The organism is Pseudomonas sp. HK3 (assembly GCF_052920985.1).
In genome coordinates this window covers 316,972-332,444 of record NZ_JBREXD010000002.1, presented here as the reverse complement: position 1 = coordinate 332,444, position 15,473 = coordinate 316,972, and the positions used below count along the sequence as shown (strand labels likewise).

The following is a 15,473-nucleotide window of genomic DNA, read 5'->3' as shown; positions in this document are numbered from 1 at the left end:
AGGTTCTTCTGCTTTGAAAATGGATAAAGCACCATTTTTTATAAAAAATAATCTTTATTGATCTAATAGTGAAAGGATTGATTGCAGGCATCCTGCTTGCCCCTTCGAGTCGGCTAACACCGTTCAAAATTGTTCCAGACAATTTTGTGACTGGTTAGAACTATCTGCGGCAGCCTGCGGTAAAAAAAAGGGGGGGGGGTGACACTGCCGCACACTAAGAAATGAGAAAATTATACCTAAGGAGATAATATGGCATACCAAGTGGAACAAGACCCTGGATTCGGAGATGCTAAGGAAAAAGTGTGGCGGAATAGTGCAGGTAACTATTTAAGTTACTCTGGGAAACGTAGTGCGTTTAAAGACCTCGACGGTGGCCATGGGGGAGGAAACAACACCTGGACCAAACGATACTACAAAGGTGAATACGGTCCAGCCGGTGGGCACAAAAAGAACGCACCAAATGCCGTAACAAGCCAGAGCGGTGAATGGAACACGGGTGGTGGTGACGCGGGTTGGATGGATAACGCTAAGTGGATGCCAATACTGGGTCACGGCCTGGCGGCTAAAAATGGTGGGCGGCCTGTTGATGAGAACTATTTTGCGCAAGAGGCGGGCCAAAATAACTCAGTCCAATGGCGAACGGACTTCGAAGGTGGAATGTATGATGACATACAAAACGGGAACCAGGATGACTACGTTGCTATGAGGATTTCATTCAAGGACTGAAGCCCACTAGTTAGGTAATTAAAACATGAACAAATAGAGGAAGGGCAGAACGCCGCAGGATGCCTTATTCAGTGAAATGAATCACGCCACTGGGGTGAACTGTCCGAGTTTAACTTCCAAGTGCACCACTGATGGTACGGACAAAGCTCGCCACTTTGTTATGTTTGGTTTGCAGACTAAACAGGGGCATATGCAATCACTGTGTCCTATAAACATCTTACCTTATAAGTACGTTATGTAATAAGCCATCTTTTATTTGAGTGTAGTTACCGGGAAATAATCCACGTCCTCAAGCAGGGAACGATTCGAAAGACGTAAAGCATGGGTTCTTGACGTATTATCGCTTGTTGATAGAAATCCTTAATTCAAATTTATTCCCAATTAATCCATATGATCTAAGCGAGATTCCCGTGGCACAACGAACGCCCATGGAAAAATCCTTAGAAAATATAATGCGCAAGCAGGCGATGTAAACACAGCCATGCTGGCGGCTTTTAATTCGGGGGCTTATACCCAAAAGGTCATCGCTGATTTTTATGGTCTGCATTATTCACGGCTGAGTAAGATACTGGCTTCAATGCGAAATCAGTAGAAATAAACACCGTTTAAATCTTCGTTTGTCCTCTTCTTAATATACACCACATTATTTAAATCTATACGGACATTCTATTAAAGGAGGTCTTATGGCCACAACCATGCAATATGCAGTTAATGAAAATGTGAATGCAAATAATGTTGTTACCGGTATTCAACATAATAGAGCAGGTCGAACAGCTGGCTGGGCTTCTGCTACCGTGCTGAATAATTATTCGGTCACAGCGAAGCCGGCAGGTGCGCATTTACATCATAGTGCGTCCTATTCTGATATTACGACGAATGCGACAAATGTTCTGGATGGCCTTAATGGCGGTGCACCAGCTTTACATCATATTGGTGCAAAACTGGATACGTGGTTAACCATGGTTAGCAATGCACCTGGTGGGTATGTGATTGGTGGCGCATATACAAATGTAATTGCAGATATGCAAGATACCGCAAAACTTCCTGCCGTCACGAGAACGCAAGTATTGGAAGCCGTAGATGCCGCAATCAATATTTCGGGTGATTATATTCCCAACCTTTTTTATTGGTCATCAGAACAAGCCGTGGGAGGGAATACTAATGAGCCAGGGCCAGATGATAGAGATACCTGTGTTAAAGCGGGTTATACAGTCAAAGGAGGTTGGCAAAATGATTTACTACGTAACCAGCAGCGTGTGGCAGCGGCACGTGCAACACTTAACATTAATGGACTCTATTAATTATTAATATTCAGAAAGTAATTTATTTCAAAATTTATTGAATACTTTTCATTAGATAAAAAAGGAAAATAATCATGGGTTCCGCTATTAAATACGAGGCCGACGCAGATGTCGGCCCACAAAAGAAATTTAGAACCGCCGTCCATAATCGTGGAGGGTGGAGCAATAACGAGCAAAATGATTTAATCGGTGGCATTGGTGAAACGAACGCAGCACCAGGAGGAGCAACTCTAAATCATAGTCGTGCTTATTCAAAGATACGGAATCAAGCGATAACGACGCTTGAAGGTTTAAATGGAGGGAGCCCTAGATTATTCCATGTTTTTCATCAACTTGGTCATTGGGTGGGTAATCACACGATAAATGGAGGTTGGCCGGGCTGGCAATGGAATGTAGTTCAAGAGCTACAAAAATGGAACGGTGCACAGCAGACACGAGATGATGTTGATACTGTATTTCATACGGGTTTAACACAAATATGTAATTCACCTCATAATCTTTTTTATTGGCCCGACCAACGAAAAGTGGGTGGTGGCGTAGCTGGCCAAGTAACCGATAATGAACATGATAGTGCAAACCTTCCTGCTGGTGGGCCTTGGGCTGGCATGCAGGTCGGGGGCAAAGATGCCGCGAGTGGTCGATTACGATTAGCAAATGCTAGGAATAATATGCAAAACGATGGCTTGATATGATTTATATAAATGTATTAGACGCAATGTAATTAGCGTTATTCTAGCAACGTACTTCAAAACAATATTATCTTTAATTCTAAAAAAATTCTATTTAATCATAATACATCATGTGTTTTTAGATTGATTTTAATCGTGTACTAAATCCCATCCCTCATTGATCACATGAACATCGAATATTTTCAAGGTATTACCCATGAAAGCAGACCATGCGCGAAAATTTACCGCTCGCTATAACAAAATCATGTTGTACACACTTGCAACTGTTCTGCTTGTATCCGCTATTTTAATCGTGATTCAAACCAAGATAAAACAGCAGTATGACAACGAACAATTAATTGAGCAGTTTAAAACTGAATCGGTCGCCATTGATAATTTAATTGTGCGCGTAACCGTATTATTAAATGTATTACAAACAGACGCCGAAGCCTTTTTTTTAAATCCACGCTTACATTCCAGTATATATTTAAAGGGTCTATCAAATATAAAGAGTGATCAATACACGCTTGATGCTATCCCTAAACCTTATGCAAAAGTCGATGCAGGTAATTTAACCGGGGCAGGGAATCTTAACCAATTACCTAAAACGATATTAGATGAAATTGAAATGGCGTTTAGTTTAAACAGTGCTTTTAAATCAACACTACAAAGCATCCCTAATGCGGCTTGGGTGTATTACACCTCTAAACATCATTTTATTAATATCTACCCTTGGGTGCATTCTAATGATTTTCAATTTACTACTGCCTTATATCAAAAGGATTTTTACACACTAGGTGTGCCAGAGGTTAACCCAACTAAAACCATATTCTGGACGCCTATTTACAGTGATGAGGCCGGTAAAGGCATGATGGTCACAGCAGCCAAACCGGTTTATCGCCAAACCGAGTTTTTAGGCACGGTTGCGATTGATTTCACTTTAGGTGAACTGGCTGATTATGTGAAAACCTTTCGCCAAGATAAAGGCGAATTATTTATTATCAATGCCAGTGGCCAGTTACTTGCACACCCGAGTATCGAGCCGACGCATATAACTAACTTACAAACGGTATTGCCCAGTAAAGTGGCCCTGTCAGCGGGTCAATTGCCTTGCGCGGATTTAGAACTTCGACCACTAGGGGCTGAGCATCAATACATTTGTTACAGTATGCAAAATGCCCCTTGGCGTGCGCTATATCTTGAGAAAACCCCCAGTCTTTTTAGCCAGGTATTTTCCTCTATTGGTACGGTATTTATTATCTTGCTGTCGGCATTAGGGGTGATGCTTATATTCATGAAAAAAACCACGTTCCGTGAATTTATTTACCCAGCGGAACAATTGGTTGAGCATATATCCAATCAAGGCGCGAATGAGCACCATGCAACCAATGCATTGCCTCAAGCATGGCAGCCTTGGTTTACTAAAATCACCGAGACCTTTGATCAAAACAGAACCCTGATCAACGAAATCAAACAAAAGAACATCGAATTAACCGATCTTAACCTGTCACTTGAGCGTTACATGCCAAAATTTGTGTTAGTCATTAGTTTAAAAAACAGCAAAAGTGGATCAGAGATAGCCAGCTATTTTGCGGATGCGTTTGCCAAAAAGAGGGACGACAAAAAAACGGTTTATATGGAATACCCAGCTCACAATAATATACAGACACAACTTGGGTATGAAGATGATCAACCTAAATATCAGCATCACAACGGATTTGAAATATGGAACGACTTTGACTTTGGTCACGTACCTAATGGCGCTGAATCTTCTGTGTTAATGACCAAAATACTGAATCAATACGGCAATATTGTGATGCACGCAGATGTAAATGGGGATATTGATCACTGTATTCGCATCTACCTTGAGCCGTTGTTTCGTTACATTAAAGCCATTGTGGTTATTGTGCCAGCAGACGATGTGTCCGGTGATATAACGGCTGCTGCAGTGAAAAAAATACAGCAATACGTACGTCAAGATCAAGCTACTGTATACACCTTACTAAATAGCCGAAAAAATAATATGTTGTGTGATGTAAAATCCGATTTTGAAATTCCGTACCAGCCACTAAAAACACAATTTACGAAGCAGCCATTTTTAGTGCATAAAGAAGCTGAAAAAATGATACAGGATATTGTTGATCGCATAGAGCGCGTGCATCAAGTGTCTATTTATATTCCTACCACTATCAATACAGATCAAGCCATCGACTCTACCGCTTATGTCGAAAAAACCATGGCATTTTTGGGTGAAAAATTTGGTGGGGCCACGTCTTCTAATGCCCAGGGTGTTTGGAATAGTGACCACGCAGGAATGGTCAGCGAACAGGTTTACTTGGTTGTTTCATACACCACAGAAGATGGCCTAAACCAATGGGCAAACGACGTTATTGATTTTATAAAAGACTTAAAACAAGAGCTTAAACAAGATGCCATGGCCCTTGAGATTAACAAAAAAATGATCTTGGTGTAGCCTATGCTGAGTCTTATATATTGTTTTTTTCGCGTTGCTATATGTGTATGTTTGCTAATACGCCTACTATTGCCAATAGCAATGGCAGAAGAAACCCATATAGCCAGTGAAGGGCGTATTAAAATCCCCATCGGCGTTTATGTCACATCCCTATATAATATCGATATACCTAATAAGTCGTTCACGATCAAAGCGTGGATATGGTCCACTTATGATCCTAAAAAAATGCCAAATAATTTTCAATTTCATAATAAAATTGAATTCACCAATGCACGGGATTGGCACATTATTGAAAGTGAAAATTTTGCCATCGATAACGTCGACGGTACCCGCCATACCATGACCAAATTCACGGCCAATATTAATCAAGATTGGGATATCCAGCACTTTCCGTTTGATCAACAAACCATGATGCTTAAGATCGAAAGTATCGAACTCGACTCCTATGCAATACAGTATGTACCCGACATGAAAAACAGCTTAATCAGTGATGACCTTGTGTTATCCGGCTGGCATATTGCACCCATACAGATTCGCAGTTTTGATTATAAGTACCCAACCACATTTGGGTTACAAAGCGGTACGCGTGGTATATACCCAAGAATGACGGTCACTATTCCCATTACCCGCGATGGTACTCGAATTTTTTGGACGTACTTCTTAGGTTTTTTTGTGGCCTATGTGATTATTTCAATATTACCGTTTTTTAATCGCACCATGATTGATAGCCGAGTGGGGTTAATTATGTCGGCTTTATTTGCCTGTGTGGGTAATAAATACACCATCGATTTGTTATTGCCATCTAACGCTGTCTTTACACTATCCGATCGTATTCAAGTGGCGACATTCATTATTGTGGGCGTAGGGTTGCTCAGTAGCGTCATGATTATATTGCTGAGTAAAAGCGGTAAACAAGAGCTGGCCTATCGCATCGACTCTGTTATGAATGTAGGGATTATTTTTGGCTATCCGTTGATTATTTATGCAGGTGTCGCACAAGCAAGTTATTTAATGTAAAGCCCTGTAATTCAAACTCGCTTAAAGGTCGCATAATTGTACCTAACATAATTACGCCATCAAAAGATTTTTAAAAACCACCTGTTACTCTTTACCTATCTTACCTGATCATGTCACTTCGCCAATTTAACTTAGCGCATTAAAAATTTGCCTTGGGCTAATGGTTCTTTGTGCAGTGTGATGCATGCTGAAATTTTTAAAATTAAGGAAAATACCATGGCCAATCTAGAATTATTAAATACCATTAAAGGTTTATTTACCTCGGGGGCGACGCCAAGCCAAACTGATTTTGAGAAATTGATTGATGCCACTGCTAACGCAACCATTATCAATAGCGGCGTGGTAGACGTGGCACATTTACCCTCTAATATCGATTTAACCCAACAAGCTGAATCATCCAGTGTATCGGCCCATATTTTTATGGGGGATGGTGGGCAACTAAACAATCTAAACGCTAGTCATATTACCAGCGGTACCATAAATACACAGAGGCTACCGAATGATATTGACCTTACCTTAGCCAATGAGCCGACGAGTATCAGTGCAGATGTTTTACACTGTGATGCCATACAAACGGGCAGTGCCAATGCACAAACTATTACCACAGAGGTGATTCATACCGAATTAAATACGGGGGAATCCGTAGAGATGCTGGCATTTAATCCCGAATCCGGCCAGATATCCGTTGCGGTTAAACAAGATGGTGAATTCATCCAAGACGAAATTGCTAATAAACGGTGGGTCAATACTAAAATATCGAGTCAAGTTGCGGATCACAATAACCAAGTTAATGACAATATAGCCGGTGTGTCTAATACGGTTGATGCACTATCTAATCAGTTAATAGTTGAGCAAACCCGCGCGATTAACGCAGAAGAAGATCTTTCACGAGCCTTACTTGATGAATTAACGGCCAGAGAAACAGCCGACACTCAAATTGAAGGCAAACTTAATATTCAAACGCAACGCATCGACGATATATTAGGCAGTGCTGGCGCCGATGCGGATTCGTTTTCAGAAATTGTGACGTTAATTAACTCCATAGATACATCATCAGACGACTCATTGTCTGCTTTGAGTACACGCGTGAATGTGAATCAACAATCCATTATTAACGTTGAAAACAATGCCGAAAATTTGAGTCATGCAATCAATCAGGTGGACTTAAATTTAACCACAGAAGTTCAACGCGCAGAAACAGCGGAAGCGAGCCTACTAACTAGCATTAATATCCAAAATCAAAATTTAGCAGCAATAGAGCATGATCTTCAAAATAGCATTAATGCTGAGGCGATTCGAGCACAAACAGAAGAGAGTAATTTAAATAATTTAATTATCACCCAGTCAGAAAGCATCAATGGACAACAAGGGAGTCTTAATACAATAAATAACCTGATTAGAGCCAATAATAATAATGTTGAGCTTGGCAAAGCAGATGCATCGGGGCCAATCATTATTAAAGGTGACTGCACGGCACAAAACAACCTGTGGGTGAATCAATCAATTGTTCCGTCACCTGGTAATACCCCCGCTAATGGGATCAATTTTCACAATGATATTGGCGGTGGTACGCACGATGCAGCTTGGATTCGGCATTATGCAAGCGAAGGTGAAAATACATTACTAGAATTTGGCATTAGTAATGATGCGGATGACCATATTATTTTTAATGCATCAGGTAACGTGGGTATTAATACTCATAGTCCAGCAGCAAAATTTCATGTGAATGGTGATGCCTTAGCCAATGCTTGGAATATATCTTCAGATGTACGATTAAAAGAAAACATTCAAACGTTACAAGATCCTATTTCGATTATTAATGCTATTCATGGTGTGAGTTTTGATTGGCAAAACAATAAACGTAATCGTGAAGAAGGGTCACAAATCGGTGTGATTGCCCAAGAGATCGAAGCCGTATTACCACAGCTTGTGAGTGAAGATACCAATGGATATAAATCCGTTGATTACAGCAAGCTAGTGGCCCCGCTTATCGAGGCCGTGAAGCATCTTAATGCAAAAGTTGAAGACCAAGGATTGCAAATTAAGTCACTATTAAGAAAGTCTTAAAAATATGAATATATAAATCGATTATTACGCAATTATAAGTGTTCATTATTTTCTACTATTAGAAATTCCGCAATCAAAACTATTCATTACGCAAATAGAAGCCAGATTCTTCATCATGGGTACACTTACGGTATGGCTGTGAAGTATCAATAAAGTAAATGTAATGCAGTTATTGAAAAATCGTTAATGCCACAATCGAAGTATCCATTGTGATTACAGGGCGGAGCTGTGTTTTACCGATGCAGTACGAACGAAATCCAAATGATTTATATGATTTTAACTTTATATTTTTAGTTTATATTTAAATAGGATGCCATCGTGTCAAAAAAAGATGAAATAAAGAAAAAATTTGAAAGTGGCAGTACTCCGTCACAAGTTGATTTTGAAGGGTTAATTGATTTTAGTGCAAATGCCGCCTATTTAGATTCAGGTGAGTTAAGCAGTGAACGACTCCCTCAAAATATGAATATCAACAGCATAATTGCAGATGGTTCTGGTTTAATCAATTTAACGGCATCTAATTTACTCGGTAATTTACCTGATTCTGTTATATCAAATATTGATGCCAGTAAAATAAATTTAGGCAAGCTTTCTAATGAACGGCTACCGGACGAAATATCTGTGGTGGCAGTAAGCGGCGATGGTTCAGGTTTAACCCATTTAATGGCAAGTGCCACATTGAAGGTGAAATTAGCAATAGCCGTTTGCCTTCAAATATCATCGTCAATAGTGTTAGCGCGAATGGTGCTGATATAACGGATTTGAATCCAGATAATATTTCAGGTGTGTTACCAGATCACCTTGTTCCTAGTCTTAGTGCTGAAAAAATAAACAGCGGAAAGTTAAATAATGATCACTTGCCGTTAGATATTACCGCTAATAGCTTTTTTGGTAATGGCTCGGGTTTAACAGGTATTATCGCCGACAATATTAGCAGTGGCACGCTATCCAATGATTACTTATCACATGCGTCAGAGACCCAGGCTGGCATTACCCGCTTTGCCAATATTAACGAGGCTATTCAGTCAGAGATAGGTGATAAAGCCATATCACCCAAGCAATTGGCTCATGTAATGAGTCAAAAAGAGCAGGAAATCAATGACAAGTTAGCCTTGATAAAAGCAGGTTTAAAATTTCGTGATAATGTTTGTGTTGTCGCAATTGAGCCGGTTGATCGTGGTAATGTGCAAGAGATAGATGGTTATCAAATACAAGATGGTGATCGCGTTTTACTGACCAATCAAGAAAACGCGAACGAAAATACAGTATGGATCGCAAATGCAACTCTACCTTGGGAAATAGCAGAAGACTTAGATAACGACATTGACGGAGAAATGGCCATTGGTATTTCTGTTGAGGTTATTAGTGGCGATGAATACGCCAATACTTATTGGAGTGTTAGTGCGATAAATGATGGAATTATCTGGAAAAAACGAAATGACCTAAATGATTTTGATGCAGGTAACGGCATTATTATCAATGGATTAAATATTTCGGCAGATGAAAATTGGATCCGTAGTTTAAACGAACTCACCGCAGGCAATGGTATTAGGCTTGATGAAGGTGTTGTTTCAGCCGACGAAGATTGGATTAAACAATTAAACCCAGTTAATGCCGGTGCTGGTATAACCGTTGATAACAATATTGTCTCAGCCGATGAAGCGTGGATAAAAGAGCGGACTGAACTGAGCACCGGCAACGGTATTACCATAAATAATGACATCATCTCAGCAGATGAAGGCTGGATTAAGCAAGTTACTCAGATTAGTGCTGGTGATGGCATTACCATCGAAGATAACATTATTTCATCAAATCAAGAGTGGGTAGTTAACCTATTGGAGTCTCATCTGGGTGAGGGCTTAGTTATGACGGACAATAAGATTCGTCTAGACGAAAGCTGGTTAAATAACAAAATTAACCAACAGATTTCGTTAAATAATAATGTAATCCCAGAATCTATCCCAGAAGCAATCCCATTAATGATGGAGCCAGTTGCGATGCAAATGGCGCCGCTTGATGTTCCCCCAATTGCTATTGCTCCTGTTGCCTTTACCCCAGTAGCCGCTCCCATAAAGTATCAAACATTATCCACTAAACCGACTTTAATACACATGGAAAATTTTGCGGGTCATGGTGTATACAGTATTGATCACTTAAAAGCGGCTGACATGAGCGCGCTTGCCTACTTTGAAAATGGCTCTAACAATATTAAATTATTTAATTTGTCATCAAAATCGAAAGTGGGTGAAATAAATTTAAGTGCACGCCCTGGGCATGTCGAATATTCAACTGTCTATGATGCGCTTTTTTACAGTATGAATGGCAGTCTATATAAGCTTTCTGATACGAACGAATCATCAATCTTCCTTGAAAACGTCAATGACTTTTTCTTTACTGCTGCAGGTAACCGTTGTGTTACTCGATACAGTAATAAGCTAAATATATTTGATATGATAAGTAAAAAAATTATTCAAAGTTTTGAAATTACAGTATCAGGCCGAATAGGTAATAGGACGCTCGGCAGCTCATACAATGGCGAATACCTAGCGGTTGCTACCGGTTACAAAAAACAAGATGTGCAAGTATTTGATGTGAAAAAAGGCACGTCTAAAACCATAAAAATAGACGGTGCCAGCGCAACATACAGTCCAACCCCATCAGAGGATGGCAGTGAAGTATACGTTGGTGGTGGTTTTAGTGATGGCCACCTCTATGTGTACAATGTTGCTAGTGGTCGTTTAAATCGTAAATTCAAACCATTTTCTGCTTATGTCTATCAGGTAAAACCAACTGCTGATCCTAATTATGTCGTGGCAGGTGGATACAACGGCGTGCTTAAAATTATAAATATTAAAGACGGCACACAGTGGTGGTCCTCTACAAATATTGCGCTTATTAATGAAGTAACCGTGTCATCAGATTTAAAACGAATTTACGTTGCCAGTGGTGCTGGTGATGCCCGATTCTCTGTTTTTGATATTAAATAAACGATACCGTCCTATGTAATCTTCATAGACTCCAAAATAATCATAAGTACTTTATCAAAGGAAAAGACGATGATGAATACCCAAGAAGTTGAGACACTATTTAGCCAGAACATGATGGAAATTAATAAAATGAACATTGCATCTGGCTCTATGATCAAGGCACTTGTGCAGGCATTAGAATCAAATGGACTCGTATACATTGAACTTAGTGATGCCGTACCAGATGGCCACAAAGTGCATTATCAACACAAAGAAGGGGATAAAACCCAGTTGGTTCAAATTGCATCTGCTCTTGGCTTGAAAATTACGGATACAACATTGGAGGCCCATTATGATTAAAAAGGCCCTGTTATTTGGTGGGGCTTTAGTGGTAATGACTATTATGGCCTTGGTTTTTATTACTGCCCGTAGTTTAGATAAAGAAGAATTAGCAAGAGTCCAATCAGAGATGGAAAGCCTTTCTAGTGATAAAGCCCAACTAGAAAATAAAGTGTCTGAACTTGATAACTTGAAGGACAAACTATATCAAACAATTAATAAAAAAAATCAAGAAATAATACAGCATCAATTAACGATTAATAATCTTGAAGATGAGCGTAAAAACCAACAAGTAGAAGTACGCCACTTAAATACAGAAGTAGCACTAGAAAATAGTTTCTCTAAGGCTTTTCCACAAGTTATTAAAGCAAAAAACTTTGGTATTACAAATATTGCGATTAACGAAGATAAGACACTCACCTTACCCTATTACGTGATCCCCGCTTGGTTTACAGAAACATTCATTATAGAACATAACAATATGATCAAGTTTAAAGAAGAGATCGAAGAGTACAAAAAGAATGAAGCATTATATGGCAATGTAATTGAGCTTAAAGACAGTGTTTTAAAGCTAGAAAGTGAAAAGAGTCAAGCTTATGAAAAGGGTTACGATGAAGCCTTTTTAAAATATCAAGCGTTGAATCAAGAGTATATTGCTTTATTGAAAAAGCCCCCAGTCGTCGAAATTAAGGCGCCTTCTTTATGGCCAATATTAGGGGCTGCCTTTTTAGGCCTTACCTTAGGCGCAGGAATTTAGTCCCATATAATTGAGTTTATTCACTATGAACATAGAAAGTACAACCAAGTTACCTATTTCAGCCGATATGATGCAGGCAATTAATGATAGCCAAAAGTTAATTGTTCACTTAGCAAAAAGTGGCAGTGTCGAACTAGACCCAGAATTGACAGGGGTATTGGTGTCGGCAAAGCAAAACCTGCTTAAAAAGGAATGGACAGTTCAAGAAGAAAATGAATTTTTATTGACGTATGACAAACTAGCCACTCAGGCACACCCTGTTAATATTGATAGTTTAAATGCCATATTTCCATTAGATACCGGTGGTAAAAAAACAGTAAGAAGTGATGCAGATAAAGCAGTTAGCTGGTACAGACGCTATACCATGATAACCCTTATTGTATTGCTCATTTGCCAAGTTTATTGGTTGGTAGGACATGATTTACGCACAAATCTTCAAGATTTATTTGAGCAGCGTGAATATACGCAAAGCTTAATCGATCAGGGAAAATTACCAGAACCAGGTGAGCCTCAATTACCTATCCAATTACAAGTTCAGAATCAAAAGTTAGATGCAAATTATAAGCTTTTGATGATTTGGAATCATGTTTGGTTGCTAGGGGCAACGTTTAACGACGAGATGCCAAAATACTTTCAGGCAAAATATGAACAAAGAAAAAAGTTACTTGAAGAAGATGAAATAAATAATATAAAAGAATTAAATAAATTGGCCTTAGATCGAGACCTGCATCAGGTTCGCATGGTTTTATTTGGCTATATTTTGGCGGCAGACTTCATTTTAGAAGCTTTTCAAAATTATTTCCTACCCTTATTGTATGGCCTTTTTGGTGCTTTTATTTACGTTTTACGTAATTTGATGCATGAAATTAAATCGCGTACTTACAGTCATGATAGTGAAGTTAAATTTAGACTTAGATTAACGTTAGGTGCGCTAGGCGGCATGATTATAGGGTGGTTTTTTCAGCCAGATGATGCGTCTAATTTAGCCAGTTTATCGCCCATGGCCTTGGCCTTTTTGATGGGATATAACATTGAGCTTCTATTTTCAATTATGGATCGAGTAATCGATAAAGTTCGTCAATCTATTGAATCGCCCCCGAAAGAAACCCCAGTAAAGCAACAACCTTCATCTAACCAACAAGAAAGTACAGTGTGAGTAATAAATTAATAATCTAATTTTGATTGCTTAAGTAAAAACCTTAATGGCGGGTGTATATGGAACAAGTATGTGTGGATGGTGCCATGGTTGAAATTACAGCGCCAGACGGTCAAATATTAGTGACCACAGTTGCAAATATCCCTGGTGGCACAGAGCAAAAATTGATGGTGGCAGGTAAGCCGGTATTGGTTAAAAAAGATATTGAAAACTGGATGGCAACATTTGTAACCAATTATGAATTTTCATCTTTTAAAGGAGGTATGATTCAGTGTGATCAATTAACAAAAATTGAGCCTTTAAGTGAGAAATTGTTACCTCCAGCGGGTGCTGTGGTATTAGCCAATACAGAAATTGAAATTCTAGCAAAAGCAAATGTGCCTGGTGTCGATTCACAAAACCTATCTGATTCGGCTTCGCAGGCTAAAGTGACACTGCAGGTTAAGTTTACAAGTACAGGACCAAGAAAAAATATCAGCAGTTTAACGTCTTTTTATGCAAGTTTAATCTCTCTTTTCTCATCTTGTAAATATTAAAATCACAAGGATTATTATGAAAGAAATTTCAAATAATAGCCGTGTTTATAGTGCTCAATTTAAGCTGCTGCGAGAGCTGGGTATTGACTCACTCAATCGATTTAGAATATTGGTATTAGACCCAAGATCCAGTAGGTTAATAGCAAGTAAAACAGGGGTCGATTCTAATAAATTATTGAGATGGCTAAACCATAAAGATATGTATCGAGTAAAAGGTATAAATCGTGATTATTTATTACTACTAGAAAAAGCCGATATTTTTAGCACCTCAAAGCTAGCAACATGTAATGCTGATGAACTCAATAATACATTAATTTTAATTAATTCTGATGGGGGCGGCGGAGGAAAATTACCTGGTTTATTAAAGGTAATAAGTTGGATAGAGCAAGCCAAATCATTACCTGCCATAATATTTTAGTCTTCTTTTTTAGAAAACACATACGTATTCAAAGTAATATCTTACGCATAAAAAACAATCTACTTAACCTCTCATCTATATTATTTATCATGGCTTAATCTTGTTTAAATATATTTATCGTTAGTTTAAGTCAGTCAAATTTAATAATAATGAGGGCTGGCTCTATGGCAGATTTTAATAAAGCGTTTAATCAAATATTCAAAAATGATAATTTTAAAAGATATAGTGGTATTTCTAATATTTACTCTATTAAAAATGATTATTTTCATCACACCCAGTTATGTTGGAAAAATATGCGAAAACTGGGTTTTAGTTATGATGAAATTTTAAAATATATCAAGTGTGTTCTGTGCAGAGAAGTATGGGATGAAATTGACGGTGATGGTGTCAATGACCAAGAGTTGGCCGAGGCTATGTTTACATTTGCTTTGCATAATGGAAGTGATCACTGTCTTTATCTTTTGAATTCAACCTTAAATCTTGATGATGATCAATGCTTATTAGAACTGACAATTGATGAAACTAATAAAGTCAATACGGATGACTTATTACTAAGATTTAGTGTGGCAAAAATTATTTATTATAATTTATCAAATAAATATATTTCTTACCAAGAGAAAGAATACACAGACAAAACCCCTTAAAAGGACGTATTAATTATGGCAACAACAAGTAGATCTCCAGCTAAAAAAAGTGGTTATAGAAAGCAAACACAAGCTGAATTTGAAGGCAAAGCAATGTCTGCAATGCCAAGGTGGGCATTAGCATTTTGCGCTATATTGATGGCATTAAGTTTATCCGTGCGCCAAATGGGGTTGGATATATCATCTCCTCTTAATCGAGTTATGACGGCGCATGCCGTCAGTATTGAAAAAGCAGCAAGCAATCCTAACTTTGGTCGAGATAAAATAATGAAATATGAAGGTCTAGAAAAACTTTTGGATAAATACGAAAAGCGAATTTTAAAGCTAGAGAAATGGGCTCATAAGCCTAATGGTGGTGATATACCCGATTAAATTTTGGTGATTGTTTTGATGTTTTTCTAAACC

15 protein-coding genes are annotated in these 15,473 nt (G+C 38.5%); all 15 read left to right on the top strand.

Going from position 1 to position 15,473, the window contains the following annotated elements; all coding sequences use genetic code 11:
• Positions 1–249 precede the first annotated feature (249 nt).
• The 15 genes from ACU6U9_RS12470 (at position 250) to ACU6U9_RS12400 (ending at position 15,440) form a co-directional block, all read left to right on the top strand.
• Positions 250–726 carry a hypothetical protein gene (locus ACU6U9_RS12470; RefSeq protein ID WP_446735364.1) on the top strand — a complete coding sequence of 159 codons (477 nt, stop codon included), beginning with the start codon at positions 250–252 and terminating at the stop codon, positions 724–726.
• A gap of 683 nt (positions 727–1,409) precedes the next feature.
• Complete coding sequence (locus ACU6U9_RS12465) at positions 1,410–2,027, top strand: hypothetical protein (protein ID WP_446735363.1); 618 nt, start codon at positions 1,410–1,412, stop codon at positions 2,025–2,027.
• Between the two features lie 74 nt (positions 2,028–2,101).
• Positions 2,102–2,719, top strand: a complete 618-nt coding sequence (locus ACU6U9_RS12460; RefSeq protein ID WP_446735362.1) for a hypothetical protein — start codon at positions 2,102–2,104, stop codon at positions 2,717–2,719.
• Between the two features lie 193 nt (positions 2,720–2,912).
• The gene (locus tag ACU6U9_RS12455; RefSeq protein WP_446735361.1) at positions 2,913–5,168 is read left to right on the top strand and encodes a PDC sensor domain-containing protein; all 2,256 of its coding nucleotides are present in this window, start codon (positions 2,913–2,915) and stop codon (positions 5,166–5,168) included.
• 51 nt (positions 5,169–5,219) lie between these two features.
• Positions 5,220–6,185: a hypothetical protein gene (locus tag ACU6U9_RS12450; RefSeq protein ID WP_446735360.1), complete on the top strand. Its 966-nt coding sequence runs from the start codon at positions 5,220–5,222 to the stop codon at positions 6,183–6,185.
• A 216-nt stretch (positions 6,186–6,401) separates the two neighbouring features.
• Entirely contained in the window at positions 6,402–8,252 is a 1,851-nt protein-coding gene (locus tag ACU6U9_RS12445; protein WP_446735359.1) for a tail fiber domain-containing protein, read from the top strand.
• Positions 8,253–8,570: 318 nt separating this feature from the next.
• A complete protein-coding gene (locus tag ACU6U9_RS12440; RefSeq protein ID WP_446735358.1) occupies positions 8,571–9,008 on the top strand; it encodes a hypothetical protein in 438 nt (145 codons plus the stop codon).
• The gene (locus tag ACU6U9_RS12435) at positions 8,957–11,239 is read left to right on the top strand and encodes a WD40 repeat domain-containing protein (protein WP_446735357.1); all 2,283 of its coding nucleotides are present in this window, start codon (positions 8,957–8,959) and stop codon (positions 11,237–11,239) included. The genes ACU6U9_RS12440 and ACU6U9_RS12435 overlap by 52 nt, the downstream gene beginning before the upstream one ends.
• 69 nt (positions 11,240–11,308) lie before the next feature.
• Positions 11,309–11,578 (top strand): hypothetical protein, encoded by a 270-nt coding sequence (locus ACU6U9_RS12430; protein WP_446735356.1) that lies wholly within the window; start codon positions 11,309–11,311, stop codon positions 11,576–11,578.
• A complete protein-coding gene (locus ACU6U9_RS12425) occupies positions 11,571–12,314 on the top strand; it encodes a hypothetical protein (protein ID WP_446735355.1) in 744 nt (247 codons plus the stop codon). Before ACU6U9_RS12430 ends, ACU6U9_RS12425 begins: the two co-directional genes overlap by 8 nt.
• A 25-nt stretch (positions 12,315–12,339) precedes the next feature.
• Positions 12,340–13,470, top strand: a complete 1,131-nt coding sequence (locus ACU6U9_RS12420; RefSeq protein WP_446735354.1) for a hypothetical protein — start codon at positions 12,340–12,342, stop codon at positions 13,468–13,470.
• A gap of 59 nt (positions 13,471–13,529) precedes the next feature.
• Entirely contained in the window at positions 13,530–14,006 is a 477-nt protein-coding gene (locus ACU6U9_RS12415; RefSeq protein WP_446735353.1) for a hypothetical protein, read from the top strand.
• A gap of 16 nt (positions 14,007–14,022) precedes the next feature.
• Positions 14,023–14,424 (top strand): DUF4332 domain-containing protein, encoded by a 402-nt coding sequence (locus ACU6U9_RS12410; RefSeq protein ID WP_446735352.1) that lies wholly within the window; start codon positions 14,023–14,025, stop codon positions 14,422–14,424.
• Between the two features lie 164 nt (positions 14,425–14,588).
• A complete protein-coding gene (locus ACU6U9_RS12405) occupies positions 14,589–15,068 on the top strand; it encodes a hypothetical protein (RefSeq protein WP_446735351.1) in 480 nt (159 codons plus the stop codon).
• A 15-nt stretch (positions 15,069–15,083) separates the two neighbouring features.
• A complete protein-coding gene (locus ACU6U9_RS12400; protein WP_446735350.1) occupies positions 15,084–15,440 on the top strand; it encodes a hypothetical protein in 357 nt (118 codons plus the stop codon).
• Positions 15,441–15,473: the final 33 nt, after the last annotated feature.

Bases quoted from the DNA above. Each gene is read 5' to 3' on its own strand.
- ACU6U9_RS12470 (WP_446735364.1), top strand. From the start codon at position 250: ATGGCATACCAAGTGGAACAAGACCCTGGATTCGGAGATGCTAAGGAA.
- ACU6U9_RS12465 (WP_446735363.1), top strand. From the start codon at position 1,410: ATGGCCACAACCATGCAATATGCAGTTAATGAAAATGTGAATGCAAAT.
- ACU6U9_RS12460 (WP_446735362.1), top strand. From the start codon at position 2,102: ATGGGTTCCGCTATTAAATACGAGGCCGACGCAGATGTCGGCCCACAA.
- ACU6U9_RS12455 (WP_446735361.1), top strand. From the start codon at position 2,913: ATGAAAGCAGACCATGCGCGAAAATTTACCGCTCGCTATAACAAAATC.
- ACU6U9_RS12445 (WP_446735359.1), top strand. From the start codon at position 6,402: ATGGCCAATCTAGAATTATTAAATACCATTAAAGGTTTATTTACCTCG.
- ACU6U9_RS12430 (WP_446735356.1), top strand. From the start codon at position 11,309: ATGATGAATACCCAAGAAGTTGAGACACTATTTAGCCAGAACATGATG.
- ACU6U9_RS12425 (WP_446735355.1), top strand. From the start codon at position 11,571: ATGATTAAAAAGGCCCTGTTATTTGGTGGGGCTTTAGTGGTAATGACT.
- ACU6U9_RS12420 (WP_446735354.1), top strand. From the start codon at position 12,340: ATGAACATAGAAAGTACAACCAAGTTACCTATTTCAGCCGATATGATG.
- ACU6U9_RS12415 (WP_446735353.1), top strand. From the start codon at position 13,530: ATGGAACAAGTATGTGTGGATGGTGCCATGGTTGAAATTACAGCGCCA.
- ACU6U9_RS12410 (WP_446735352.1), top strand. From the start codon at position 14,023: ATGAAAGAAATTTCAAATAATAGCCGTGTTTATAGTGCTCAATTTAAG.
- ACU6U9_RS12405 (WP_446735351.1), top strand. From the start codon at position 14,589: ATGGCAGATTTTAATAAAGCGTTTAATCAAATATTCAAAAATGATAAT.
- ACU6U9_RS12400 (WP_446735350.1), top strand. From the start codon at position 15,084: ATGGCAACAACAAGTAGATCTCCAGCTAAAAAAAGTGGTTATAGAAAG.